Annotated in this window: 27 protein-coding genes; 25 read left to right on the top strand and 2 right to left on the bottom strand. The window is 61.4% G+C overall.

What is annotated here, in order from left to right:
* Nucleotides 1–143: 143 nt before the first annotated feature.
* From Q7T66_RS02265 to Q7T66_RS02280, 4 genes are read left to right on the top strand one after another with little or no spacing between them, the layout of a single operon-like run.
* Nucleotides 144–1,364, top strand: coding sequence for an RluA family pseudouridine synthase (locus Q7T66_RS02265; RefSeq protein ID WP_370691589.1), 1,221 nt, complete (start codon nt 144–146; stop codon nt 1,362–1,364).
* Entirely contained in the window at nt 1,342–2,004 is a 663-nt protein-coding gene (locus Q7T66_RS02270; protein ID WP_304931633.1) for an HAD family hydrolase, read from the top strand. Before Q7T66_RS02265 ends, Q7T66_RS02270 begins: the two co-directional genes overlap by 23 nt.
* A 1-nt stretch (nt 2,005) precedes the next feature.
* The gene (locus tag Q7T66_RS02275) at nt 2,006–2,395 is read left to right on the top strand and encodes a Rieske 2Fe-2S domain-containing protein (protein WP_304931634.1); all 390 of its coding nucleotides are present in this window, start codon (nt 2,006–2,008) and stop codon (nt 2,393–2,395) included.
* A gap of 16 nt (nt 2,396–2,411) precedes the next feature.
* Nucleotides 2,412–3,467: a S49 family peptidase gene (locus Q7T66_RS02280; protein WP_370691590.1), complete on the top strand. Its 1,056-nt coding sequence runs from the start codon at nt 2,412–2,414 to the stop codon at nt 3,465–3,467.
* A gap of 105 nt (nt 3,468–3,572) precedes the next feature.
* On the opposite strand, the gene Q7T66_RS02285 is transcribed toward Q7T66_RS02280, so the two are convergent.
* A complete protein-coding gene (locus Q7T66_RS02285) occupies nt 3,573–4,337 on the bottom strand; it encodes an SAM-dependent methyltransferase (RefSeq protein WP_304931636.1) in 765 nt (254 codons plus the stop codon).
* On the bottom strand, nt 4,334–4,984 hold the full coding sequence (locus Q7T66_RS02290) for a Maf family nucleotide pyrophosphatase (RefSeq protein WP_304931637.1): 651 nt from the start codon (nt 4,982–4,984) through the stop codon (nt 4,334–4,336). Before Q7T66_RS02290 ends, Q7T66_RS02285 begins: the two co-directional genes overlap by 4 nt.
* A 25-nt stretch (nt 4,985–5,009) precedes the next feature.
* Between Q7T66_RS02290 and Q7T66_RS02295 the strand changes: the two genes are divergently transcribed.
* The 21 genes from Q7T66_RS02295 to acpS all read left to right on the top strand — a co-directional run bounded on the left by Q7T66_RS02295 (nt 5,010) and on the right by acpS (nt 23,969).
* A complete protein-coding gene (locus Q7T66_RS02295; protein ID WP_304931638.1) occupies nt 5,010–5,555 on the top strand; it encodes a DUF177 domain-containing protein in 546 nt (181 codons plus the stop codon).
* A gap of 159 nt (nt 5,556–5,714) precedes the next feature.
* Complete coding sequence (rpmF, locus tag Q7T66_RS02300; RefSeq protein ID WP_096669354.1) at nt 5,715–5,897, top strand: 50S ribosomal protein L32; 183 nt, start codon at nt 5,715–5,717, stop codon at nt 5,895–5,897.
* A gap of 84 nt (nt 5,898–5,981) precedes the next feature.
* Nucleotides 5,982–7,088, top strand: a complete 1,107-nt coding sequence (plsX, locus tag Q7T66_RS02305; RefSeq protein WP_304931639.1) for a phosphate acyltransferase PlsX — start codon at nt 5,982–5,984, stop codon at nt 7,086–7,088.
* 5 nt (nt 7,089–7,093) lie between these two features.
* Complete coding sequence (locus Q7T66_RS02310) at nt 7,094–8,071, top strand: beta-ketoacyl-ACP synthase III (protein WP_304931640.1); 978 nt, start codon at nt 7,094–7,096, stop codon at nt 8,069–8,071.
* A 51-nt stretch (nt 8,072–8,122) separates the two neighbouring features.
* Complete coding sequence (gene fabD / locus Q7T66_RS02315) at nt 8,123–9,073, top strand: ACP S-malonyltransferase (protein WP_304931642.1); 951 nt, start codon at nt 8,123–8,125, stop codon at nt 9,071–9,073.
* The gene (gene fabG / locus Q7T66_RS02320) at nt 9,070–9,816 is read left to right on the top strand and encodes a 3-oxoacyl-ACP reductase FabG (protein WP_304931643.1); all 747 of its coding nucleotides are present in this window, start codon (nt 9,070–9,072) and stop codon (nt 9,814–9,816) included. The genes fabD and fabG overlap by 4 nt, the downstream gene beginning before the upstream one ends.
* 179 nt (nt 9,817–9,995) lie before the next feature.
* Nucleotides 9,996–10,235, top strand: a complete 240-nt coding sequence (acpP, locus tag Q7T66_RS02325) for an acyl carrier protein (RefSeq protein ID WP_304931644.1) — start codon at nt 9,996–9,998, stop codon at nt 10,233–10,235.
* Nucleotides 10,236–10,307: 72 nt separating this feature from the next.
* The gene (fabF, locus tag Q7T66_RS02330) at nt 10,308–11,552 is read left to right on the top strand and encodes a beta-ketoacyl-ACP synthase II (protein ID WP_304931645.1); all 1,245 of its coding nucleotides are present in this window, start codon (nt 10,308–10,310) and stop codon (nt 11,550–11,552) included.
* Nucleotides 11,553–11,606: 54 nt separating this feature from the next.
* Nucleotides 11,607–12,125, top strand: coding sequence for a hypothetical protein (locus Q7T66_RS02335; RefSeq protein ID WP_304931646.1), 519 nt, complete (start codon nt 11,607–11,609; stop codon nt 12,123–12,125).
* Nucleotides 12,122–12,766 carry an RNA polymerase sigma factor RpoE gene (gene rpoE / locus Q7T66_RS02340; protein ID WP_304931647.1) on the top strand — a complete coding sequence of 215 codons (645 nt, stop codon included), beginning with the start codon at nt 12,122–12,124 and terminating at the stop codon, nt 12,764–12,766. Before Q7T66_RS02335 ends, rpoE begins: the two co-directional genes overlap by 4 nt.
* A gap of 191 nt (nt 12,767–12,957) precedes the next feature.
* Nucleotides 12,958–13,632: a sigma-E factor negative regulatory protein gene (locus tag Q7T66_RS02345; RefSeq protein WP_304931648.1), complete on the top strand. Its 675-nt coding sequence runs from the start codon at nt 12,958–12,960 to the stop codon at nt 13,630–13,632.
* 38 nt (nt 13,633–13,670) lie between these two features.
* On the top strand, nt 13,671–14,681 hold the full coding sequence (locus tag Q7T66_RS02350; protein ID WP_304931649.1) for a MucB/RseB C-terminal domain-containing protein: 1,011 nt from the start codon (nt 13,671–13,673) through the stop codon (nt 14,679–14,681).
* A gap of 53 nt (nt 14,682–14,734) precedes the next feature.
* Complete coding sequence (locus Q7T66_RS02355) at nt 14,735–16,192, top strand: DegQ family serine endoprotease (protein ID WP_304931650.1); 1,458 nt, start codon at nt 14,735–14,737, stop codon at nt 16,190–16,192.
* A 558-nt stretch (nt 16,193–16,750) separates the two neighbouring features.
* On the top strand, nt 16,751–18,562 hold the full coding sequence (gene lepA / locus Q7T66_RS02360) for a translation elongation factor 4 (RefSeq protein WP_304931651.1): 1,812 nt from the start codon (nt 16,751–16,753) through the stop codon (nt 18,560–18,562).
* Entirely contained in the window at nt 18,562–19,539 is a 978-nt protein-coding gene (lepB, locus tag Q7T66_RS02365) for a signal peptidase I (protein ID WP_304931652.1), read from the top strand. The genes lepA and lepB overlap by 1 nt, the downstream gene beginning before the upstream one ends.
* A gap of 84 nt (nt 19,540–19,623) precedes the next feature.
* Complete coding sequence (locus Q7T66_RS02370) at nt 19,624–19,965, top strand: DUF4845 domain-containing protein (RefSeq protein ID WP_304931653.1); 342 nt, start codon at nt 19,624–19,626, stop codon at nt 19,963–19,965.
* An 18-nt stretch (nt 19,966–19,983) separates the two neighbouring features.
* Nucleotides 19,984–20,664 carry a ribonuclease III gene (gene rnc, locus Q7T66_RS02375; protein ID WP_304931654.1) on the top strand — a complete coding sequence of 227 codons (681 nt, stop codon included), beginning with the start codon at nt 19,984–19,986 and terminating at the stop codon, nt 20,662–20,664.
* Nucleotides 20,665–20,839: 175 nt separating this feature from the next.
* Nucleotides 20,840–21,769, top strand: a complete 930-nt coding sequence (gene era, locus Q7T66_RS02380; protein ID WP_304931714.1) for a GTPase Era — start codon at nt 20,840–20,842, stop codon at nt 21,767–21,769.
* A gap of 235 nt (nt 21,770–22,004) precedes the next feature.
* Entirely contained in the window at nt 22,005–22,754 is a 750-nt protein-coding gene (recO, locus tag Q7T66_RS02385; protein WP_304931655.1) for a DNA repair protein RecO, read from the top strand.
* Between the two features lie 16 nt (nt 22,755–22,770).
* A complete protein-coding gene (locus tag Q7T66_RS02390; RefSeq protein WP_304931656.1) occupies nt 22,771–23,571 on the top strand; it encodes a pyridoxine 5'-phosphate synthase in 801 nt (266 codons plus the stop codon).
* Complete coding sequence (gene acpS, locus Q7T66_RS02395; RefSeq protein ID WP_304931657.1) at nt 23,568–23,969, top strand: holo-ACP synthase; 402 nt, start codon at nt 23,568–23,570, stop codon at nt 23,967–23,969. The genes Q7T66_RS02390 and acpS overlap by 4 nt, the downstream gene beginning before the upstream one ends.
* Nucleotides 23,970–23,978: the final 9 nt, after the last annotated feature.

Genomic DNA, 23,978 nt, shown 5'->3' on the forward strand with positions numbered 1-23,978 from the left:
ACATCGTATTCCGTAGTTGTATTCGCATAACGTCGACTCGTCTGCACTGCATTTTTCCGCCGCGGGGTGCCTGGCACCGTGCGCTTGCGGGCAATTGCTGCCAGTGGCGTCGACCTTCCAGCAAGGCTGTTGGCAGTGGGTTGATGGGTGTGTGGACTAAACTCCCAGACAAATCAACCACTTACAGCTTGTCGCTAGTGAAACACATTATAGGCGCAGGTTCAGGTAAAACACGCCGTCCGGGTAAACCCCTGACGGCGGCTGTGCCTGACCGCCCAAGTCCCCCAACGCCCCCGCAAGCCCTGTCGGACATGCCGGACATGCCGGACATGCCCGCGAAAGCGGCCCCGCAGGCGACGCTGGTGACAGTGGACGCTGACTTGGCGGGCCAGCGCCTGGACAACTTCCTGATCCGCCAGCTCAAGGGCGTGCCCAAAACCCACGTCTACCGCATCATCCGCAGCGGCGAAGTGCGCATCAACAAGGGCAGGGCGCAGGCCGACACCCGGGTCGAGGCCGGCGACATCGTGCGCCTGCCGCCGGTGCGCACCTCGGAGCGGGCGGACGACAAGGCCCGGGCCATGGCGGCCCTGGTGGCCCGGCATGGGGCGGCGTCGAGCATCGGCGGTTTTGCGCCATCGCGGGAATTTCCCATCCTGTTTGAAGACGAACACTTGCTGGCCATCGCCAAACCGGCCGGCGTGGCCGTGCATGGCGGCAGCGGCGTGGCGTTTGGCGTGATCGAGCAGTTGCGCATGGCGCGGCCCGAGGCGAAATTTCTGGAGCTGGTGCATCGGCTGGACCGCGAGACCAGCGGCATTTTGCTGATCGCCAAAAAAAGAGTGGCCTTGAGAAACCTGCAGGAGCAGTTTCGCGAGCGTGAAACCGACAAGATTTACCTGGCGCTGGTCAGCGGGGCCTGGCCGGTCAACAAAAAAGTGCTGGACGAGCCGCTGCAAAAATATTTACTGCCCGACGGCGAGCGCCGGGTCCAGGTGGTGGGCAAGGAGCACCCGGACGGCATGCGGGCGGTGACGCTGGTCAAGGCCAAGGCGGCGCTGTCTTTGCCGGGGCGTGTTTTCACGCTGCTCGAAGTCACCCTCAAGACCGGCCGCACCCACCAGATCCGCGTGCATCTGGCCAGCGAGGGCCATCCGATTGCCGGCGACGACAAATACGGCGACTTCGAACTGAACAAAGCCTTGCAAAAAGAAGCCGCCGGTGCGGCCCTCAAACGCATGTTTCTTCACGCCTGGCGGTTAAAGTTCACGCATCCGTCCAGCGGCAAACGCATTGACCTGCTGGCCGCGCTTCCCCCCGATCTTGAGAGTTTTATTGCCCATGCAACACCCATTGACCTTTGACCTGATTGCCTTCGACTGGGACGGCACGCTGTTTGACTCCACCAAAATCATCGTGCGCTGCATCCAGGCGGCCGTGCGCGACGTGGGCGGCACCGTGCCCACGGACGAGGCGGCCGGGTATGTGATCGGCCTGGGGCTGATGCAGGCGCTGGCCCACGCCGCGCCGGACGTGCCAAAGCACAAATACCCCGAACTCGGCGCGCGCTATCGCCACCACTACATCGGGCACCAGAACGACATCAGCCTGTTTGACGGGGTGCTGTCGCTGCTGGGCGCGCTGAAGGCGCGCGGTCACACGCTGACGGTGGCGACCGGCAAAAGCCGCGCGGGGCTGGACGAGGCCCTGCGCGCGGTGGAGCTCAAGGGCCGCTTTGACGGCTCGCGCACGGCCGATGAAACCGCTGGCAAGCCGCACCCGCGCATGCTGCACGAGCTGATGGAAGAATTTGGCGTGAGCCCGGAGCGCACGCTGATGATTGGCGACACCACACATGACCTGCAGATGGCGCTCAACGCCGGCTGCGCCAGCGTCGGTGTGAGTTATGGGGCGCATCAGAGTACTGATTTTGGCGTACACAAACCGCGCTTCATCGCGCATTCCGTGCAGGAGTTGCACGACTGGCTGCTCCAGAACGCATAGCATGGCGATCCCTGCGCCGGATCCGGCAAACGCCTCCATTGCCCTGTGCCGGGCCAGCGATCTGGCCGAAGGTGGCGAGGCCGTGCCTTTCGATGTCAGCTACGCCGGTCAGACCTGCCGCGCTTTTGCGATCCGTTTTGAAGGCCGGCCCCACGCTTACCTGAACCGCTGCACCCACGTGGCGATGGAACTGGACTGGCAGCCGAATCGGGTGTTTGACGACAGCGGGCAGTGGCTGCTGTGCGCCAGTCATGGCGCCGCCTACCGGCCCGACACGGGCGAGTGCAGCGGCGGGCCTTGCCATGGCGGGCTGGTCAAAATCAGTCTGTCTGAACGGGATGGCCTTGTTTTTTGGCACGCTTCCTACCAACTCAAGGCAATCGAGTTCTAGGGCCTAAACTACCCTTATGAATGATTCAAACCGCCCCGCCCCGTCCGATAGCCCGGACTACCAGCCAGATCGGCCGCCAGTCCTTGACGAAACTATGCAGACAGCTCCTGAAAATATAGCAAACCGCGGCGCCAGAACCGATCCTGCGGCCAGCCCCGGATGGGAGCGCGCGACGCTCGAAAAGCTGGCCTATGCGTCGCTGAACGAGCAAAAAACCGCGCGCCGCTGGAGAACCTTTGTGCGCCTGTCCTGGCTGGCGTTTTTTGTGTTTCTGGTGGGGTTGGCGATGCATCGCGGCACACCCACCGTCAGCGGACCGCATACCGCGGTGATCGAGATCAAGGGCGAGATTGCCGCCGGCTCCGAGGCCAGTGCCGAGTTTGTCAATGCCGCGCTGCGCGCCGCTTTTGAAGACACAGGCGCCAAAGCCGTGGTGTTGCTGATCAATTCGCCCGGCGGCAGCCCGGTGCAGGCCGGCATGATGAACGACGAAATTGTTCGTCTGAAGACCAAACACAAAAAGCCGGTGTATGCCGTGGTCGAAGAAACCTGCGCGTCGGCCGCGTATTACATTGCCGCGTCGACCGACAGGATATTTGTCGACAAGGCCAGCATCGTGGGTAGTATCGGCGTATTGATGGACGGCTTTGGATTCACCGGCCTGATGGACAAAGTGGGTGTGGAGCGACGGCTGATGACGGCCGGCGAAAACAAGGGCTTTCTCGACCCGTTCAGTCCGCAAACCGACAAGCAGCGTGTTTATGCCCAGGCCATGCTCGACCAGATTCACCAGCAGTTCATCACGGTGGTCAAGACCGGCCGCGGCAAGCGCCTGAAGGAAAAGCCCGAGATGTTCAGCGGCCTGTTCTGGACCGGCCAGCAGGCGATCGAGCTGGGCCTGGCGGACCAGTTGGGCACGTTGGAATATGTGGCCCGCGAGATTGTCAAGGCCGAAGACATCATTGACTACACCCGCCGCGAAAACGTGGCTGAGCGCCTGGCCAAGAAATTTGGCGCGGCCATCGGTAACGGCGCGATGACGGCGTTCAAGGCGATACCGGCGATTCGCTAGGCCCATGTTCTCGCCCCCACTCTTGCCACTGCGTGTGCTGCGCTGCCCCCCGAGGGGGGCTGTGCTTGCTCGGGGCGGCCCTTCGCTGCGCACTCGCCGACAGTGTCAGCGGCCTATGCAAAAAACCGTGGGCAGGCCCAGCGCCGCGCCGCCCTTGTCGCGCTTCCAATTGCTGACCTGCGCGCTGCGCGACCAGCCGCTGGCCATCGTCAGGCCGCAGCTCAAAGCCAACCGGGTGCCCGGTTGCAGGGTCTGCAGCAGCGCCTGCAGCAGGGCGGTGTTGCGGTAGGGCGTTTCAATGAAAATCTGCGTCTGGCCGGTCTTCAGCGCCAGTGATTCGAGTTCGCGGATGCGCTGGCTGCGTTCGCCGCCGTCCTGCGGCAGGTAGCCGACAAACGCAAAGTTTTGGCCGTTCAGGCCGCTGGCGCTCAGGGCCAGCATCAGGGACATCGGCCCGACCAGCGGCAGCACCTGCAGGCCCAGGTCGTGGGCGGCGCGCACCACCGACGAACCCGGGTCGGCAATCGCCGGCATGCCGGCTTCGCTGACCAGACCGATGTCGCGGCCTGTGAGGGCCGGTTGCAACAGGGGTCGGGCATCGAAGTTGCCGCCATGGTCGCCTTTTTTGTGTACCTCGCGCGGCAGCTCTTGAATCTGTTGCAATTGCACGGCTTGCTGCAACGGCTGCACTTCATTGACCCGCTTGAGGTAGGCGCGTGTGCTTTTGGCGTTTTCGCAAATCCAGCAGGACAGCGCGGCGGCTCGCTGCAGCGTGGCCAGCGGCATCACGTCCTGGATGGGCGTTTGAACATCGCAGCCGAAATCCAACGGCGCGGGCACCAGGTAGAGCTTGCCTTTGACGCTGCTCATGACTCGTTTTTCTTGTTCGCCAGCAGGATCACGCCGGCGGCCTGGATCAGCCGGCAGGTGCGGATCAGGGGCAGGCCGACCAGGGCGGTCGGATCGTCGTTCTCGATGGAGGCCAGGAGGGCGATGCCCAGGCCTTCGCTCTTGGCGCTGCCGGCGCAGTCGTAAGGCTGCTCGGCGTACAGGTAGTTTTCGATCTCATCGTCGCTGAGCAGTCGAAACCGCACCTTCACCGCCGCCAGATCGGTCTGCTCGAAACCGCTTTGCTGGCACACGACCGCCACCGCGGTCTGGAACACGACGGTCTGGCCGCGCATCTGGCGCAACTGGGCGACGGCACGGGCGTGGCTACCGGGTTTCCCGAGCGGCTGGCCGTTCAGGTCCGCCACCTGATCCGAGCCGATCACCACCGCCTCCGGGAAGTTGGCGGCCACGGCCCTGGCCTTGGCCAGTGCCAGACGCCGGGCGAGTAGCGCCGGGGCTTCACCGGGCCGCGGGGTTTCATCCACGTCGGGCGAGGCGACGTCGAAGGGGATTTGCAGGCGCTGCAGCAATTCACGGCGATACGGCGAGGTGGAGCCCAGAATCAGTCGGCGCGATGTTTGGGGAAGGAGGCCGGCGCGGGCATCCGGGGACGGTGCAGGGTTCATGCTTCGATTCTCTTACACTGCTGCCATGTCCAGACATCTTCACGCCCAGCGGCTCAATATGCGGGTTTTTGCCCAGGAAGGCGTGCCGCTCGTCGAAATCACGCCGCTACAAAATTTACAGCGCCTGGCGCAGGAAATACAAGGGCTGGAACCCGACTTGACGGTCAGATGGCGGGCCACCGGCGAGTTGCGGCCCCGTGCCGGGTCCGATGACGATGTCTGGCTCCGGCTGGAAGCCAGGGCGACGCTGCCGCTGACCTGCCAGCGCTGCATGGGCGCCGTGGCGACCGTGGTGGAAGTCGATCAGTGGTACCGCTTCGTCGCCGATGAAGACATCGCGATGCTTGAGGACGACCAGTCCGAAGAAGACCTGCTGGTCATGGCGCCGCAATTCGATTTGCTGGAAGTGCTGGAAGACGAGTTGCTGATGGCTTTGCCGCTGGTGCCCATGCATGAAACCTGCCCCGAAACCCCGGTGTTCAGCGCAGGGGAGTCCGAGCTGGCGCAGCAAGAGGATGCCAAGCCCCATCCCTTTGCGGCGCTGGCTCAGCTCAAAAAGCCGAAGCAATGATGGGGTTTTCCCCATGCGGTGAATGGGCCGGTGTTTTGCCAATGGGCGTGGCGACTGGAAAAACCGGACGTATCGCGCTATAATCCGAGGCTTGACGTTGCTGCCCTCTGATGGGTGGCTGCGTAATTTACCCACCCTATACCCCCTCAGGAGCGGATCATGGCCGTCCAGCAGAACAAAAAATCACCTTCCAAGCGCGGCATGCACCGCGCTCACAATGCATTGACCGTGCCCGGCATCGCCGTCGAATCCACCACTGGCGAGACGCACCTGCGTCACCATATCAGCCCCACCGGTTTTTACCGTGGCCGCAAGGTGCTGAAAACCAAATCCGAAGCGTAATTCGCGCTTTAACGACCGGCCCGCACTGATACTGCGGGCCTTTGTTTTGTTGAATTCCCCCATTTTGACTGCACAGGTCCTGCCGTGATCAGGATAGCCGTCGATGCCATGGGCGGGGATTTCGGCCCGTCCGTCACCATCCCGGCCAGTCAGGCTTTTCTGGACAGCCATCCGGAGGCCGCCATTGTGCTGGTGGGCCAGCCCGCCGCACTGGCCTCGCAGCCCCAGTATTCCCACCTCCAGTCCCATCCGCGCTGTCAGGTGCTGGCTGCTTCCGAGGTGGTGGCCATGGACGATCCGATCGAGGTCGCCTTGCGCCGCAAAAAAGACTCGTCGATGCGCGTCGCAATCACCCAGGTGAGGGACGGTGCCGCCCAAGCCGCGGTCTCGGCCGGCAACACCGGCGCGCTGATGGCCATTGCCCGTTATGTGCTCAAAACGCTGGACGGCATTGACCGCCCGGCCATTGCCACCCAGTTGCCCAATGCGGCTGGCGGCGCGACCACTGTGCTTGATCTGGGTGCCAATATCGATTGCACCGAAGACCATTTATTTCAGTTTGCGGTGATGGGCTCGGCCCTGGTTTCGGCCATCGCCAATAAATCAAATCCCAGTGTCGGCCTGCTCAATATTGGCGAAGAAGCAATCAAAGGCAGCGAAATAATAAAAAAAGCCGGCAAATTGCTGCGATCTGCCTCTAATGCCGGCGATTTGAACTTTCATGGCAATGTCGAAGGCAATGACATTTTCAAAGGCGTCGTTGACATCGTGGTCTGTGACGGCTTTGTCGGTAATGTCGCGCTGAAGGCCAGCGAAGGCCTGGCCAGCATGATTGGCGACTTCATGCGGGCTGAATTTTCACGCAATATCTTCACTAAATTTGCTGCTATCGTTGCTTATCCGGTGTTATCTGCCTTTAAAAACCGGGTTGATCACAGGCGTTACAATGGTGCGGCGCTGCTGGGCCTGCGTGGCCTGGTGTTTAAAAGCCACGGTTCGGCCGATGCGTTCGCTTTTGAGCGGGCTCTGAATCGGGCTTATGATGCAGCTCGCAACAATTTGCTGGAGAGGGTGAGGGAACGCATTGCCCATGCTGCGCCGCTACTGGCTAAAGCCTCGGCGCAGCCGGGCGCCGCAGCCGCTCCGGTGGTTTTCCAGATTGCTGATTCAATACCCTTGCACCCACTTTAATCACAATGAGCCCTTATTCACGCATCACAGGCACGGGCAGCTACCTGCCGCCGCGCCGCTTGAGCAACGCCGAACTGGTCGCTGAACTGGCCGCTCAAGGTGTTGAAACCTCTGACGAATGGATTGTCGAGCGCACCGGGATTCGGGCCCGCCACTTTGCCGCGCCCGAAGTGTGCAGCAGCGATTTGGGGGCCGAGGCTGCCAAAAACGCCTTGCAGGCCGCAGGCGTCGAAGCCAAAGACATTGATCTGATCATCGTCGCCACCTCAACCCCCGACATGATCTTTCCGTCGGCGGCATGCATTTTGCAAAACAAGCTCGGCATGGCTGGCTGCCCGGCGTTTGACGTGCAGGCGGTTTGCAGCGGCTTTGTGTATGCGCTGACCATTGCCGACGCGATGATCAAAACCGGTTCGGCCACCAAGGCGCTGGTGATAGGCGCGGAAGTCTTTTCGCGCATTCTGGATTTTTCAGACCGCACCACCTGCGTGCTGTTTGGCGACGGCGCCGGCGCCGTGGTGCTGGAAGCGTCCGAGACGCCCGGCATCCTGGCCACCGACTTGCACGCCGATGGCAAACACGTCGGTATTTTGTGTGTGCCGGGTACCGTGGCGGGCGGCAAGGTGCTGGGCGACCCGCTGCTCAAGATGGACGGGCAGGCCGTCTTCAAGCTGGCGGTGGGTGTGCTCGAAGACGCGGCGCGCGCGACCCTGGCCAAGGCTGGCCTGCAGGAGGCCGATATCGACTGGCTGATTCCGCACCAGGCCAATATCCGCATCATGCAGAGCACCGCGAGGAAGCTCAAGATGTCGATGGAAAAAGTGATCGTCACGGTGGACCAGCACGGCAACACCTCGGCCGCTTCCATTCCGTTGGCGCTCGACGTGTCGGTGCGCAGCGGCAAGATCAAAAAGGGTGACACCCTGATGCTCGAAGGCGTGGGCGGGGGCTTCACCTGGGGTGCCGTACTCCTGAATCTATAGCCTCCTACGCCTGTCACCTAGGGGTTGGAAACTGTTTTTATTGATGACTTCATGAAACCTTTTGCTTTTGTTTTTCCCGGGCAAGGCTCCCAGTCGGTGGGCATGCTGGACGCCTGGGGTGATCACCCTGCCGTGCTGGAGACGCTCCGGGAGGCATCCGACGCGCTCGGCGAGGACCTTGCCAGACTGATCAGGGAAGGCCCGAAGGAAGCGCTGGCGCTGACCACCAACACCCAGCCGGTGATGCTGGTTGCCGGTGTGGCGGCTTACCGTGCCTGGATGGCCGAGACTGGCGCGGCGCCTTCTGTCGTTGCCGGCCATTCGCTCGGTGAATATTCCGCGCTGGTGGCCGCCGGTGTCTTGAGCCTGGCGCAGGCGGCGCCGCTGGTGCGTTTTCGCGCGCAGGCCATGCAGGATGCGGTGCCGGTGGGCGTGGGCGCGATGGCTGCGATTTTGGGCATGCCGGCGTCCCGGGTCGTTGAAGGTTGCACCGAAGCTGTTCGCACGTTTGGCCCGAACACCGCTGAAGTCGTGGAGGCTGTCAACTTCAACGACCCGATGCAGACGGTGATTGCCGGCAGCAAGGCCGCCGTGGAAAAAGCCTGCGAAGTGCTCAAGGCCAGGGGCGCCAAGCGCGCCTTGCCGCTGCCGGTGTCGGCCCCGTTTCACTCCAGCCTGATGAAACCCGCCGCCGACAGGCTGAAGGAAAAACTCTCTGGCGTGAGTTTCGCCGCGCCGCGGCTCCCGCTGATCAACAACATCGAGGTCGCCGTCGAGACAGAGCCCGACCGTATTCGCGCAGCCTTGTACAAGCAGGCCTTTGGGCCGGTCCGCTGGGTCGAATGTGTGCAGGCCATCAAGACGCGCGGGTTGTCCGTCCTTGTCGAGTGCGGCCCCGGCAAGGTTCTGGCCGGCATGGTCAAGCGCATCGATGCGGAACTGACAGGCGTGGCCCTGTTCGATCCCGATAGCATGGCGCAAGCCAAGGAATTGCTGGCATGACTGATACCAAGTTTGAAGGACAGGTTGCGCTGGTCACCGGCGCGTCACGCGGCATCGGCGCGGCCATAGCGCTTGAGCTGGCGCACCGCGGCTTGAAAGTGATTGGTACCGCGACCACTGACGAGGGCGCGGCAAGAATCAGCCAGGCGCTGGCTGCTTTTCCTGGCTGCGCGGGCAAAAACCTCAATGTGAACGACGCCGTGGCGGCAGAGGCGCTGATCGACGGCATCGTCAAGGCGCATGGCGGCCTGCAGGTGCTGGTCAACAATGCCGGCATCACGCGCGACATGCTGGCCATGCGCCTGAAGGACGAGGACTGGGATGCGGTGCTGGACACCAACCTGAAAGCGGTGTTCCGCATGAGCCGCGCGGTGATGCGCACGATGATGAAGCAGCGTTATGGCCGCATCATCAACATCACCTCGGTGGTCGGTGCGTCGGGCAACGCCGGGCAGGCCAACTACGCGGCGGCCAAGGCCGGTGTGGCCGGCATGACGCGGGCGCTGGCCCGCGAGCTGGGCAGCCGCAACGTCACCGTCAACTGCGTGGCTCCGGGTTTTATCGAAACCGACATGACGGCAGGCTTGCCTGAGGAGCAGCAGAAGGCGCTGCTCGGGCAGATTCCGCTGGGCCATCTGGGCAAGCCGCAGGACATTGCCCACGCAGTGGCTTTTGTCGCCAGCCCGCAGGCCGGCTACATCACCGGGCAGGAACTTCACGTCAACGGCGGAATGTACATGTAAATCATCCGGCGGCATGCAGGCATGTGCCCTGCGTCACCATGATCATGAATAATGGTGACGCGGAGCCGCCTGCAGGCGCCGGAGGACAAGCCGGGTTTTATCCGTCCGGCTGGCGGACTGGGGAGACAACTCCAACAACGCTAAAATCACGGATTAATTCACAACCCTCAGAGGGAACTATGAGCGATATCGAAGCACGTGTTAAGAAAATCATTGCCGAGCAGCTTGGCGTGGAAGAAGGCCAGGTCACCAACGGAAAAGCCTTTGTGGCCGATCTGGGCGCTGACTCGCTTGACACCGTAGAACTGGTGATGGCTCTGGAAGACGAGTTTGGCATCGAGATTCCCGACGAAGACGCGGAGAAGATCACCACCGTCCAGAACGCGATCGACTACGCGAACACCCATCAAAAAGCCTAAAGACCCCGGTCTTTTTTCATCCCGCTTGAAGGGCCGTCTCCGGCCTTTTGAGAATTTCTTCAGGATTTGCGCATGAGCCGTCGTCGCGTCGTTGTGACAGGTCTGGGTTGCATCAGCCCCGTGGGTAACACGGTGGCTGAGAGCTGGGCCAATTTGCTGGCGGGTCAGTCCGGCATTGACCTGATCACCAAATTCGATGCCAGTGCCTTTGCCTGCAGGATTGCGGGCGAAGTCAAGGGTTTTTCCATCGGGGACTACATCCCCGAAAAAGAAGCCCGGCACATGGATACCTTTATCCACTACGGTCTGGCGGCGGCCTGCCAGGCGGTGGCCGACAGTGGCCTGAAAACCGGTGAAGCGCTGACCGGCGACGAGGCCGTGCGCATCGGTTGCGTCATCGGTTCGGGCATTGGCGGCTTGCCGCTGATTGAAGACACCCACGATGAACTGGCCAAGCGCGGTCCGCGGCGCATCACGCCGTTTTTTGTACCCGGCACGATCATCAACATGATCGCCGGCCATGTGTCGATGAAATTCGGTTTCAAGGGCCCCAACATTGCCATCGTCACGGCATGCACGACCGGCTTGCATTGCATCGGCGATGCTGGCCGCATGATCGAGTACGGCGATGCGGACGTGATGGTTGCGGGCGGCTCCGAGGCGACGGTCTCGCCGCTGGGCATAGGCGGGTTTGCCGCGATGCGCGCGCTGTCCACCCGCAACGACGACCCCAAGACCGCCAGCCGCCCCTGGGACAAGGACCGGGACGGTTTTGTGCTGGGCGAGGGCGCCGGCATGATGGTGCTCGAAGAGTACGAACATGCCAAAGCGCGGGGCGCCAGAATTTATGCCGAGCTGGCGGGTTTCGGCATGAGTGCCGATGCCGGGCACATCACGGCGCCCAACATGGACGGCCCGCGCCGCGCCATGCTGGGCGCGCTGCGCAATGCCGGCCTTAATGCCGATGCGGTGGATTACCTCAATGCCCACGGCACCTCGACGCCGCTGGGCGACACCAACGAGAGCAACGCCATCAAGGCCGCGTTCGGCGACCATGCCAGACGCATGGTGGTGAGCTCGACCAAGTCCATGACCGGGCACCTGCTCGGCGGCGCGGGCGGCATCGAGTCGGTGTTTGCCGTGCTGGCGCTGCACCATCAGAAGATTCCGCCGACCATCAACATCTTCAGCCAGGATCCCGAGTGCGACCTGGATTACTGCGCGAACACGGCCCGTGACGCCAAAATCGACGTTGCCGTCAAAAACAACTTCGGTTTTGGCGGCACCAACGGGACGCTGGTGTTCAAGCGGGCCTGATGCTTCTTTCTTTCACGCGATCAGTCTCAAGCCCCGTCAAGTCCTGCCCTGACCATGCATAACGCCCCACCGGTTGTCTATCCGCTGGGGCGCTCGCATTTTCAGGGCTTGGTGCTGCTGGGCCTCTGGCTGGCCGGGCTGGCGGTGCTGGCGCTGTGGTGGCATGCCGCGCCAGGGTTTGACTGGCGGCTGGGGGCGGCGCTTGCCGCCACGCTGGCATCCGGTGCATTGGCCGGGCTGGGATGGAAAAACTCGCCCATCGGCCAATTGCGCTGGGACGGGCAGGTCTGGCGTTGGGAAAGTCAGGGTTATCAGGCGGGAACACTGGTGCGAGAGCTGTCGGTTGAGCTTGATTTTCAGCGCATCCTGCTGCTTAGGCTGGAGAACCACGACCACGCCACCCTATGGCTGTGGGCCGGCCGGACAGCCCTGCCGGAACGCTGGCTGGATTTGCGCCGTGCCGTCTATTCGCGGTCCAAGGCATTGCCCATCGCCATGCCGCCTGATCCCATGCCACCTGTTGCCGCAGCGGATTGTTTGACCGAACCCCATCGGCCGCGCCCTTATTCATGAGCGCCGACACGCCCCCTCAAGAACCTGCCACGGCCAGCGATAGCGATGCCATGCTGGTCGAGCGTACGGTCGCGGGCGACCAGAAAGCGTTTGAGCTGCTGGTGATCAAATACCAGCGCCGCATTCAGCGCCTGATCGGTCGCATGGTGCGTGATGTGGACCTGGTGGAAGACATTGCCCAGGACACTTTTATCCGGGCTTACCGCGCGCTCGCCCAGTTCCGGGGCGAGGCCCAGTTCTACACCTGGCTGTACCGGATTGCCGTCAACACCGCGAAAAAGGCGTTGATGGAGCTCAAGCGCAACCCGACGGTCTCGGAAAATTCCTTTAGATCCGGCCAAAGCGATGAAGGCGATGAAACTTCCCCGCTGGAAAACGAACTAATCAGTTCGGAAACGCCCGAAGCCGTGCTTGCCGGCAAGGAGATTGCACAAATGGTCAACGCCGCCATGGACGCTTTGCCCGAAGAGTTGCGCCTGGCCATTACCTTGCGGGAGATTGAAGGTTTGAGCTACGAAGAGATCGCTGAGGCGATGAATTGTCCGATTGGCACCGTGCGTTCACGTATTTTCAGGGCTCGGGAAGCTATTTCCGAAAGAATAAAACCCTTGCTGGAAAATCAGTCCGGCAAGCGGTGGTAAAGGAACCCACAGGACACTGGTACTGCAACCCAAAAATATCGAAACATGAAAGCGCGTCTTTGCACCCATGGCGGCGTTGCAACCCTTGCGAAGGCGGCCACCAGCCTTCGCTGCGGCTTGCGCCTTGCCCTGGGTACGAATCCATCACTTTCATGATGTTTCGCTACTTCCGGGTTGCAGTACCAGAGTAAATGATTGAAACCGGCAGGCACAAGCTGCCCAGGGACACCATGAAACCGATAACGCAAAACCGTGAACTGATTTCCGCCCTGGTTGACGGCCAGTTGGAGGGTGAGGACTTTGCCGATGCACTCGCGGTGTGCGAAGGCGATGCCCAGGCGCTGGCCCGCTGGAATGCCTATCATCTTATTGGTGATGTGTTGCGTTCGCCCGGGCTGACGGCGCATGCGTCTGATGCGGCGTTTGTCACGCGCCTGAGCGCTCGCCTGAGCCTGGAGCCGGCCCTCGATGCAAAACCGGGGGTGGCTGCGTCTGCCGATTCGGAAGGACAAAAAAGCCTGCCGATAGCCGGGCAACCGGCAGGCAATGTTCCGCGCGAGGCCGCCAACGATGCCGGCTTTCGCTGGAGGCTGGTGGCGGGTTTTGCTTCCATCACGGCCGTGGCGGCGATTGCCTGGCACGTCGGGTCGGGTCTGCTGACGCCTTCTGCCGCGCCACAACTGGCCCGGTCAGATACCGCGCAGCAGGTGCTGGTCGTGTCCGGACAGGGCACCATGGTGCGCGATGCCAGAATGCAGGAACTGCTGGCTGCGCACAAGCAGTTTGGCGGTACCTCGGCTTTGCAGGTGCCCTCGGGCTTCCTGCGGAACGCCACGTTTGAAACGTCTCAGGACGAACGGCGTTGAAGCGGTCGCTGTCCGCAACGCCACGCCTGTCCAGCGCCATGAACCTCAAGACTTTTCGCCTTGTTGCCCTTGTCGTCTGTTCGTTGACAGTTGCTGATTTCATGGCGGCTCAGACACGGGAACCGGCCGCTTCGGGGCTTGCCGCGGAGGCCAACAACATCAACGACTGGTTGATGCGCATGCATGAAGCCTCCAGAGACCGTTCTTATGTGGGCACGTTTGTGGTGACTTCCGGCGGTGTGATGGCCAGCGCCAAAATCTGGCATGTCTGCGACGGTGTGCAGCAAATTGAACGGGTCGAAACGCTGACAGGCGTACCGCGCGCGATCTTCCGGCATAACGACCTGGTTGTGACCTTCATGCCTGAGCGCAAGGTGGTCCGTACTGAAAAGCGGGAATCGCTGGGCCTTTTTCCCGAGTTGCTCAAATCCACCAACAACCGGATTGCCGACTTCTACAAAGCCCGGCAGGAGGGCAGAGAGCGGGTGGCGGGCGTGGAGACCGACATCATTGCCTTGACGCCGAAAGACGCGATGCGCTTTGGTTACCGCGTCTGGGCCGAGCAGAAGAAGGGACTGGTCGTCAAGCTGCAAACGCTGGACACCGACGGCAAAGTGCTTGAGCAGGCGGCATTTTCAGAATTGCAGTTTGACGCGCCCATCAAAATTGACGAACTGCTGCAAATGATGGGCAGGATCGATGGTTACCGGGTTGACAAGCCTGGCTTGGTCAAAACCACGGCCAGCGCCGAGGGCTGGGTGCTGAAAACACCGGTGGCCGGCTTTCAGCCCATGAGCTGCTACAAGCGCCCGGATGCGACGCAGTCCAGGGGCGACCCCATGCAGTGGATTTTTTCCGACGGCCTGGCTTCCGTGTCGATTTTTGTCGAGCCTTTCGACAGTCAGCGCCACACCAAGGAATCCGGGCTGTCCCTGGGCGCCACCCAGTCGCTGACCCGGCGTGTCGACGCTTACTGGCTGACCGTGATGGGCGAGGCGCCCATGACCACCCTGCGCCTGTTCGCCGACGGTCTTGAACGCATGAAGTAGCGCCTCATTTTTCCGATAATTTCTGTTCCGGCAATTTTTTTCGAAGGCTGATGATGTTTAATCTGAATTGGAAACCATGTCGCTCGTACCTCGTCGTCGTCGCGCTCGCGCTGGGAGGCGCCCTGGCCCTGATGCCTGCTCAAACGCTGATGGCGCAAACCCGCAGCCTGCCCGACTTCACCGATCTGGTGGAGCAGGTCGGTCCGTCGGTCGTCAATATCCGGACGGTGGAAAAAGTCAAGGCCGGCGCAGCCGGTAGCGCTGACGAGCAAATGCTGGAGTTTTTCCGGCGTTTTGGCATTCCGGTGCCGCCGAACCTGCCGCGCCCGCCGCGTCCGGACCGCGGCCAGCAGGAAGAAGAGCAGCCGCGCGGCGTGGGTTCGGGGTTCATCCTGACATCTGACGGGTTGGTCATGACCAATGCCCATGTCGTCGAAGGCGCCGATGAGGTGCTGGTGACGCTGACGGACAAGCGCGAGTTCAAGGCCAGGATCATAGGCACGGACAAGCGCACCGATGTGGCGGTGGTCAAAATTGAAGCCGCGGGTTTGCCAGCGGTGAAAATCGGCGACGCCGGTCGCATGAAGGTCGGTGAATGGGTCATGGCGATTGGCTCACCCTTTGGTCTTGAAAACACCGTGACCGCCGGCATCGTCAGCGCCAAGCAGCGCGACACGGGCGACTACCTGCCCTTCATTCAGACCGATGTGGCGATCAACCCCGGCAATTCTGGCGGTCCGCTCATCAATATGCGCGGCGAGGTGGTGGGCATCAACAGCCAGATTTATTCGCGTTCCGGCGGTTTCCAGGGAATATCGTTTGCCATCCCGATCGACGAGGCCACCCGCGTGGCGGACCAGTTGCGCAGCAACGGGCGGGTCACCCGCGGACGCATCGGCGTGCAGATTGACCAGGTCAGCAAGGACGTTGCGGAGTCCATCGGACTGGGCAAGGCGCAGGGCGCGCTGGTGCGCGGCGTCGAGGCCGCTTCGCCGGCTGAAAAAGCCGGCATCGAAGCGGGCGACATCATCACCCGATTTGAAGGCAAGGTGATTGATAAAGCGAGCGACCTGCCGCGGCTGGTGGGCAACGTGAAACCGGGCACCCGGGCCACCATCACGGTGTTCAGGCGCGGCAGCGCCAGAGACCTGAGCGTGACGATTGGTGAAGTAGAGGCGGAAAAACCGGTGCGCAAGGCGCAGTCGCCCGAGGGCAAGCCGCCGGTGGCCGGCCCCGCCCAGGTGCTGGGCCTGGTGGTCAGCGAATTGCCTGACGCGCTGAAGAAAGAGCTCAAGCTCAAAGGCGGCGTCAAGGTCGACGCCAGTGAAGGTGCTGCCGCCCGCGCCGGGCTGCGCGAAGGCGATGTGATTCTGGCCATTGCCAATACCGAAATTACCGGCGTCAAGGATTTTGAAGCGGCGCTGGCCAAAGTTGACAAGAGCAAAGCCGTCAACGTGCTGTTCCGGCGTGGCGAGTGGACTCAATACGCGCTGATTCGCTCGCCCCGTTAACGTCATAAGCGTCGAGGCGAGGGCCTGCTCGACGCAGGCGCTTGCGTTCTTCAACCCCCATACCCTGCTCAGGGCTGGGGGTTTTGCCTGCCGGGCCTTTTTCAGACAATAAAAAAATATTTTTTCAAGCCCCCGGCACTGGTTTTAATGTTTGTAATCACTAACATTAAAATCTGTCTAATGACGAATTTAGGTAGAATGAACATGGAATTTTTGATATTTTTAATATATTAAACAACCAAAAAATCGCGATTCAGCATGAATTGACGGGATTCGCTATCGCTCCACAGATCGCCCACAAGTTGTCCAGAATCTTCAAATTGAAATTGTGAGTAAGCTGTGCATAAAATCCATGTTGCTGCCTTGCAACGAGAAAAATTTGGCAATTTCGCGACCATATCTTGCCGGCTTTTTGCCTACAATGAAGCTTCCAACTATCGCAGTTGCCATAGATTGTTGGTTCAGGGCGCGTCTCAAGTGACGCGCCCTTTTTTATGGCTCTCGCGAATTGGCCTTGGTTTCTTCGCAATATTTTCAAGTACTTAGGCGTTCCCTTTGATGAATCACATCAGAAACTTTTCGATCATTGCGCATATTGATCACGGCAAATCCACGCTCGCTGACCGCATCATCCAGCGTTGTGGCGGTTTGCAGGACCGTGAGATGAGTGCGCAGGTTCTCGACTCCATGGATCTGGAAAAGGAGCGTGGGATAACCATCAAGGCGCAGACTGCTGCGCTCCAATACAAGGCGCTCGACGGCCAGATCTACAACCTCAATCTGATCGACACCCCCGGCCATGTGGACTTCTCTTATGAGGTGAGTCGTTCGCTGTCGGCCTGTGAAGGCGCCTTGCTCGTTGTCGACGCGAGCCAGGGCGTTGAAGCGCAGACGGTGGCCAACTGCTACACCGCACTCGACCTCGGCGTGACGGTGGTGCCGGTGCTCAACAAGATGGATTTGCCGCAGGCCGACCCGGACAATGCGAAGCAGGAAATCGAAGACGTGATCGGCATCGACGCGACCGATGCGATTCCCTGCAGCGCCAAGACCGGCATGGGCATCGACGAGATTCTGGAAGCCGTGATTGCCAGAATACCGCCGCCCCGAGGCAATCCGGACGGACCGCTGCGCGCGATGATTGTCGACAGTTGGTACGACGCCTACGTGGGTGTGGTCATGCTGGTGCGTGTGGTCGATGGCAGGCTGGCCAAGGGTGATCGCATCAAGCTGATGGCCAGCGAAGCGACCTACAACGCCGACCAGTTGGGGGTTTTTACCCCGCATACCGAAGCGCGCGATGCGCTGGAGGCCGGCGAGGTCGGCTTCATCATTGCCGGCATCAAGGAACTGCAGGCGGCGCGGGTCGGCGACACCGTGACCCTGATCAAACCCGGCACGGGCGGGGCGGCCGCCACGGCGACCGAAGCCTTGCCGGGCTTCAAGGAGATCCAGCCGCAGGTGTTTGCCGGCCTGTACCCGACAGAAGCCAGCGAGTACGATTCGCTGCGCGACGCGCTGGAAAAGCTCAAGCTCAACGATGCGTCGCTGCACTATGAACCGGAGGTCAGCCAGGCGCTTGGTTTTGGGTTTCGCTGCGGCTTCTTGGGCCTGCTGCACATGGAAATTGTTCAGCAGCGGCTCGAGCGTGAATTCGACCAGGACCTGATCACCACCGCGCCCAGTGTGGTGTACGAAGTGGTGAAGGCCGATGGCGAGATCATCCGGGTCGAAAACCCGTCGAAGATCCCCGACGCCGGCAAGGTGAGCGAGATTCGCGAGCCCATCGTCACCGTGCATCTGTACATGCCGCAGGATTATGTGGGCGCCGTCATGACGCTGGCCAACCTCAAGCGCGGCGTGCAGCTCAACATGGCCTACCACGGCAAGCAGGTCATGCTGACCTACGAAATGCCGCTGGGCGAGATCGTGCTGGACTTCTTCGACAAGCTCAAGTCGGTCTCGCGCGGCTACGCCTCCATGGACTACGAGTTCAAGGAGTTCAGGGCGTCCGACGTGGTCAAGGTGGACATTCTGCTCAATGGCGAGAAGGTCGATGCGCTGTCCATCATCGTCCACCGCAGCCAGTCGGCCTACCGCGGCCGGGCGGTTGTCGCCAAGATGCGGGAAATCATTTCCAGGCAGCAGTTCGACGTGGCGATCCAGGCCGCCATCGGGGCCAACATCATCGCGCGTGAGACAATCAAGGCGCTGCGCAAAAACGTGATTGCCAAGTGTTACGGCGGCGATATCTCCCGCAAGCGCAAGCTTCTCGACAAACAAAAAGCGGGTAAAAAACGCATGAAACAAATCGGTTCGGTGGAAGTGCCTCAAGAGGCCTTCCTGGCCATATTGCAGGTGGAAGAATAATGCTGAGCCTGATGAGTCCAATCACCGCGGCGGTGCTGGCCGTGTTTGTCGGCTACGGCGGCGCCTGGTATTTCGGCGTGGTGGACGGCAACTTCTCGCTGCTGCTGTTCTTGGCGACTGTGGTCACCGGCATCTACTGGCTGGCCGAGAAGTTTTACTTCTGGCCGCAGCGCCGCCAGGCGGCCGTGCTCATTGAGCAGGAGGCGGCCAGGCGCCGCAGCGAGCTGGCCGGCAGGGGCATCAGCCAGGTCGATGGCAGCATCGAGGAAGCCCGGGCCAAAATCCTGCTGCAGCCGTGGTGGCTGGACTGGACCGCGGGTCTGTTTCCGGTCATCGTGGTGGTGTTTCTGCTGCGCTCCTTCCTTTTCGAGCCTTTCAAGATCCCGTCCGGCTCGATGATTCCGACCTTGCTGGTGGGCGACCTGATTCTCGTGAACAAGTTCCATTACGGCGTACGCCTGCCGGTCATCAACCTCAAGGTGATAGCCAACAACAGCCCCCAGCGTGGTGACGTAATGGTGTTTCGATACCCCCCGAAACCGAGCCAGGATTACATCAAACGGGTGGTCGGTGTGCCCGGCGACGAAGTGGCCTACCTGAACAAGACGCTCACTGTCAATGGCAAGCCCCTGCCTAAAGTTGCGCTGCCTGATTTTTTTGACGAAGACGCCCTGCGTTATGCCAAACAGTTTCAGGAAACCAGCGGCAACAAGGCCTACCGTCTGCTCAATGACGAAGACCGTCCGGCCTTTATCGCCGGGGCAGATGACTTCCAATATCGGCAAAATTGCCGTTACAGTAGCGAGGGCGTGGTTTGCAAGGTGCCCGCGGGTCACTACTTCATGATGGGTGACAATCGCGACAACTCGCTGGACTCGCGTTACTGGGGTTTTGTCCCTGAGAAAAACATCGTGGGCAAAGCCTTTTTTGTCTGGATGAACTTTGGTAATCTCAAGCGCATTGGAGCGGTTGACTGATCGGGGCGGCCCTGGACATGGCACGTCAGCAGGGCAGAGACAAAAACAGTTTATTGGACTAAATTGGCAACGCTGGAGAAACGCATGAAAAATCGGCAACGTGGCATTTCGTTCATTGGCATCCTGTTCGTGGGCGGGGTGCTGGCCTTCAGTGGAGTGATAGTCGCCCAAGTGCTTCCCACGCTGATCGAGTTTCAGGCCATCACCAAAGCCGCCAACAAGGCTGCCGAAGGCGACACGGTTCCCGAAGTGCGGGCGATTTTCGACAGGGCGGGTGCCATCGACGACATCAAGTCGATCAGCGGCAAAGACCTCGAAGTCAGCAAGGACGGTGACAAAGTGACCGTCAGTTTTGCCTACAACAGGGAAATTCATATTGGTGGGCCGGCTTACCTGCTGCTCAAATACGCGGGCCGATCCAAGTAAGTGCGTGCGAGTCCCCTTTTGAGCCCTGGCCTTCAGGCGCTGCAACAGCGTCTGGAGCATGTATTTTCCAATTCCCGTCTGCTGCAGCAGGCACTGACTCATCGCAGCTTTTCGGCGGACCACAACGAACGCATCGAGTTTCTGGGCGACTCCGTGCTCAACCTGGCGGTGGCCGGTTTGCTCTATGAACGCCTGAGCGAACTGCCCGAAGGCGATTTGTCGCGGGTGCGCGCCAATCTGGTCAAGCAGGACACGCTGCACCAAGTGGCGGTTCATCTTGGCTTGCCGCCGTTGGTACGCCTCGGCGAGGGCGAAGCCAGGTCGGGCGGGCAGAAGCGGCCGTCCATCCTGGCCGATGCGCTGGAGGCGGTCATTGGCGCCGTTTACCTTGACGCCGGGTTTGACAAGGCGAACCAGCTCGTGCGCCGTCTGTTCAAGGACGTGGAGATCAACCCGCAAATGCAGGCGATTGGCAAAGACGCCAAGACCGAGTTGCAGGAATGGCTGCAGGGCCGCAAAATGAACCTGCCGATTTACCGCGTGGTCGGAACGCTGGGCGCGGCCCACAAGCAGACCTTTGATGTGGAATGCGAAATCGGCGAATATGGACGGGCCGAACGCGGTATTGGCGGTTCGCGGCGTGCCGGTGAGCAGGCGGCGGCGGCGGCCATGCTGGCTTACGTGAAAACACTCGATTGATGGTGATGAACCAGGCGCTGCAAGCACAGCCGCCAGCAGAGACCCCCCAACCATGACGCCAGGCAAAAAAACCTCCAAAAAACCGGCGCGGCCTGCTGCGCCCATCGACACCCCGCCTGCGCTGGCGGGCGTTGCAGCCGCACACGCGCCGGAGCAGAACCAGGCGCTGGAAGCCATGCTGGCCCGAGCCATGTCGTCGCAGGCCAATAACGCGCCACCAGATGAAGGGCAGCGTTGCGGGCTGATCGCCATCGTCGGCAAGCCCAATGTGGGCAAATCGACCCTGCTCAACGCACTGGTGGGGCAGAAAATCAGCATCACCTCGCGCAAGGCGCAAACCACGCGGCACCGCATCACCGGTATGCGCACGGTCGGTGCGACCCAGTTCGTGTTTGTCGACACGCCCGGTTTTCAGACCCGGCACGGCAACGCCCTGAACCGCTCGCTGAACCGCACCGTGGTCGGCGCCGTCAATGACGTGGACCTGATTGTGTTTGTCGTCGAGGCCGGTCAGTTCAACCAGGCCGACGCCAAAGTGCTGTCCTTGCTGCCCGAGAAAACCCCGGCGATTTTGCTGGCCAACAAGTTTGACCTGATCCACCGCCGCGCCGAGATCGCGCCCTGGCTCAAGGAGATGCAGGAGCGCCACAAGTTTGCCGAGTTCGTGCCCATGTCGGCCAACAATGCCAGGGACGTCGAGCGGTTGTTCGGCATCTGCGAAAAATACCTGCCCGAGCAGCCCTGGATGTACGGCGCCGACGAACTGACCGACCGCAGCGAACGCTTCATGGCCGCCGAGATCGTGCGTGAAAAGCTGTTCCGACTGACCGGCGACGAGCTGCCTTACACCTCGACCGTGATCATCGACAAGTTCGAGCAGGAGGGCGAGCTGCGCAGGATCGCCGCCACCATCGTCGTCGAGCGTGAGGGCCACAAGGGCATGATCATTGGCGAGAAGGGTGAAAAACTCAAGCGCATAGGCACCGAAGCGCGGCATGAGCTCGAAGCCCTGACCGGCGGCAAGGTGTTTCTGGAGATATGGGTCAAGGTGCGCTCCGGCTGGGCCGATGATGAGGCGCGCGTCAAAACCTTCGGTTACGAATGATGCCCCCACGGTCGCTCACTGCGTGTAGCTTTCTGCCCCCCGAGGGGGCCGCTGCGCCTGCGGCCCGGCAAAGCCGATGAACACTAGCCCCCACGGTCGCCCACTTCGTGTGGCTTCCTGCCCCCCAAGGGGGCGCTGCGCCTGCGGCCCGGCAAAGCCGGTTCCGCGGCCCCGGCTTGGATTTTCTTTTGCCGGTCGCGCGTTGGCCTGCCATTTTTTTTCCTGACACTTTTCTGTGGCAATCAAACGCATCAGCGACGAACCGGCCTATGTGCTGCACCGCTACGACTGGAGCGAGTCCAGCCTGATCCTGGAAGTCTTCACCCGCAGTTATGGCCGCATTGCGCTGGTGGCGCGCGGCGCCAAAAAACCAAGTTCGAATTTCAGGCCCATCCTGCTGCCGTTGCAGCCGCTGCATATTGCCTTTGGCGGCGATGCTGAAATCCGCATGCTCCGAAGTGCCGAGTGGCAGGGCGGCCACGTCATGCCGACCGGCGACGCCTTGCTGTCGGGTTATTACCTGAACGAGCTGCTGATGCGCCTGCTGGCGCGGGACGACCCGCACCAGGCGCTGTTTGACGCGTATGCCGCCACCGTGCAACTGCTGGCCAGCCAGAGCGCGGGCACCTTGCAGGTGGCCTTGCGCGCTTTCGAGTTGCGCCTGCTGCGTGACATCGGCCTGCTGCCGACGCTGGACGCACAGACCGCGACGCTGGCGCCGCTTCAGGCGCAGACCCGCTACGTGCTGGTGGCCGAAGCCGGCTTGCGCGAAGCGCACGACGATGACCGCGCCAGCCTGCACGGTGAGCAGTGGCTCAGCCTGCAGGGCACCCTGCGCGATAACGCACCGTTTACCGACACGGTGCAGGCCTGCGTCAACCACCTGCCCGAGCTCAAAACCCAGTTGCGCGCGCTGCTGCACTACCATTGCGGCGTGAAGGTTCTCAAGACCCGGCAGATGATGATCGATCTGCAGGCTTTGTAATTCACAGGCCACACCCATGACAGCAACACACGCCTCAAGCTCCAAAACCGCCTTGTCGGTCAACGTCAACAAGGTCGCCCTGCTGCGCAACACCCGCCATCTGGGCATTCCCGATGTGCTGCGTGCTGCGCGTCTGTGCCTGGAGGCCGGCGCGCAGGGCATCACCGTCCACCCGCGGCCCGATGAGCGGCATATCCGCAGCAGCGATGTCTATGAACTGGCAGCGCTGATGAAAGACTGGCCGGACCGCGAGTTCAATGTGGAGGGCAATCCCCTGCATAACCTGATGACGTTCGTTCGCAACCTGTCGGCGCGGGGCCTGCCATTGCACCAATGCACTTTCGTGCCCGACAGCGAAGGCCAGTTCACCAGCGACCACGGCTGGAACTTTCCCGACGATGCCGAGCGTCTGAAACCGCTGATAGACGAAGTGCATCGACGGGGTGTGCGGGTCAGCCTGTTCATGGACCCGCTGCCGCAGGCCATGGCGGCGGCCCAGGCGGTCGGCGCGGATCGGGTGGAGTTCTACACCGAGACCTATGCGCGGGCCTGGGGCACGGCCGAAAAAGACAGGGTTTTAAGCAATTTTGTCCATGCGGGGCAGGCGGCGGCGGCTATTAATTTAGGCGTCAACGCAGGCCACGACCTGAACCGGGACAACCTCACGGAGTTCCTGCGCGCGGTGCCCGGTGTGCGGGAGGTGTCGATTGGTCATGCGCTGATTTCCGATGCGCTGGAGCTCGGCTACAGCGCCGCCGTGAAGGATTATTTGCGCTGCATTGATGATGCTTTTGAACCGAGGTTCAAGCCAGAATGATTTATGGCATAGGCACCGACATCTGCGACGTGCGCCGTGTGCGCGCCAGCGTGGAGCGGCACGGCGAACGCTTCGCGCAGAGAATCCTCAGCGACGCCGAACTCGCGACCTGGAAAGCCCGCAGTGCGCGCTGGCCCGAGCGCGGCCTGCGCTACCTGGCCACGCGGTTTTCGGCGAAAGAGGCTTTCAGCAAAGCCGTTGGCTTGGGACTGCGTTTGCCCATGACCTGGCGCCATTGCGAAATTACCAAAGCCGTCAGTGGCAAACCTGAAATTGTGCTGCATGGTGCGCTCAAGGAATGGTTTGAGGCGCGCGGCCTGACCGCCCATGTCAGCGTGACCGACGAGACCGACTATGCCGCCAGCTTTGTGGTGGTCGAGCAAAACGCGCCAGGCTGAGCCTGCCCA

It is taken from the genome of Herminiimonas sp., assembly GCF_030655415.1.

Coding starts and splice junctions, on each gene's coding strand:
- Q7T66_RS02265 (WP_370691589.1), top strand. CDS start 144: ATGGGTGTGTGGACTAAACTCCCAGACAAATCAACCACTTACAGCTTG.
- Q7T66_RS02270 (WP_304931633.1), top strand. CDS start 1,342: ATGCAACACCCATTGACCTTTGACCTGATTGCCTTCGACTGGGACGGC.
- Q7T66_RS02275 (WP_304931634.1), top strand. CDS start 2,006: ATGGCGATCCCTGCGCCGGATCCGGCAAACGCCTCCATTGCCCTGTGC.
- Q7T66_RS02280 (WP_370691590.1), top strand. CDS start 2,412: ATGAATGATTCAAACCGCCCCGCCCCGTCCGATAGCCCGGACTACCAG.
- Q7T66_RS02285 (WP_304931636.1), bottom strand. CDS start 4,337: ATGAGCAGCGTCAAAGGCAAGCTCTACCTGGTGCCCGCGCCGTTGGAT.
- Q7T66_RS02290 (WP_304931637.1), bottom strand. CDS start 4,984: ATGAACCCTGCACCGTCCCCGGATGCCCGCGCCGGCCTCCTTCCCCAA.
- Q7T66_RS02295 (WP_304931638.1), top strand. CDS start 5,010: ATGTCCAGACATCTTCACGCCCAGCGGCTCAATATGCGGGTTTTTGCC.
- rpmF (WP_096669354.1), top strand. CDS start 5,715: ATGGCCGTCCAGCAGAACAAAAAATCACCTTCCAAGCGCGGCATGCAC.
- Q7T66_RS02310 (WP_304931640.1), top strand. CDS start 7,094: ATGAGCCCTTATTCACGCATCACAGGCACGGGCAGCTACCTGCCGCCG.
- fabD (WP_304931642.1), top strand. CDS start 8,123: ATGAAACCTTTTGCTTTTGTTTTTCCCGGGCAAGGCTCCCAGTCGGTG.
- fabG (WP_304931643.1), top strand. CDS start 9,070: ATGACTGATACCAAGTTTGAAGGACAGGTTGCGCTGGTCACCGGCGCG.
- acpP (WP_304931644.1), top strand. CDS start 9,996: ATGAGCGATATCGAAGCACGTGTTAAGAAAATCATTGCCGAGCAGCTT.
- fabF (WP_304931645.1), top strand. CDS start 10,308: ATGAGCCGTCGTCGCGTCGTTGTGACAGGTCTGGGTTGCATCAGCCCC.
- Q7T66_RS02335 (WP_304931646.1), top strand. CDS start 11,607: ATGCATAACGCCCCACCGGTTGTCTATCCGCTGGGGCGCTCGCATTTT.
- rpoE (WP_304931647.1), top strand. CDS start 12,122: ATGAGCGCCGACACGCCCCCTCAAGAACCTGCCACGGCCAGCGATAGC.
- Q7T66_RS02345 (WP_304931648.1), top strand. CDS start 12,958: ATGATTGAAACCGGCAGGCACAAGCTGCCCAGGGACACCATGAAACCG.
- Q7T66_RS02350 (WP_304931649.1), top strand. CDS start 13,671: ATGAACCTCAAGACTTTTCGCCTTGTTGCCCTTGTCGTCTGTTCGTTG.
- Q7T66_RS02355 (WP_304931650.1), top strand. CDS start 14,735: ATGTTTAATCTGAATTGGAAACCATGTCGCTCGTACCTCGTCGTCGTC.
- lepA (WP_304931651.1), top strand. CDS start 16,751: ATGAATCACATCAGAAACTTTTCGATCATTGCGCATATTGATCACGGC.
- lepB (WP_304931652.1), top strand. CDS start 18,562: ATGCTGAGCCTGATGAGTCCAATCACCGCGGCGGTGCTGGCCGTGTTT.
- Q7T66_RS02370 (WP_304931653.1), top strand. CDS start 19,624: ATGAAAAATCGGCAACGTGGCATTTCGTTCATTGGCATCCTGTTCGTG.
- era (WP_304931714.1), top strand. CDS start 20,840: ATGCTGGCCCGAGCCATGTCGTCGCAGGCCAATAACGCGCCACCAGAT.
- Q7T66_RS02390 (WP_304931656.1), top strand. CDS start 22,771: ATGACAGCAACACACGCCTCAAGCTCCAAAACCGCCTTGTCGGTCAAC.
- acpS (WP_304931657.1), top strand. CDS start 23,568: ATGATTTATGGCATAGGCACCGACATCTGCGACGTGCGCCGTGTGCGC.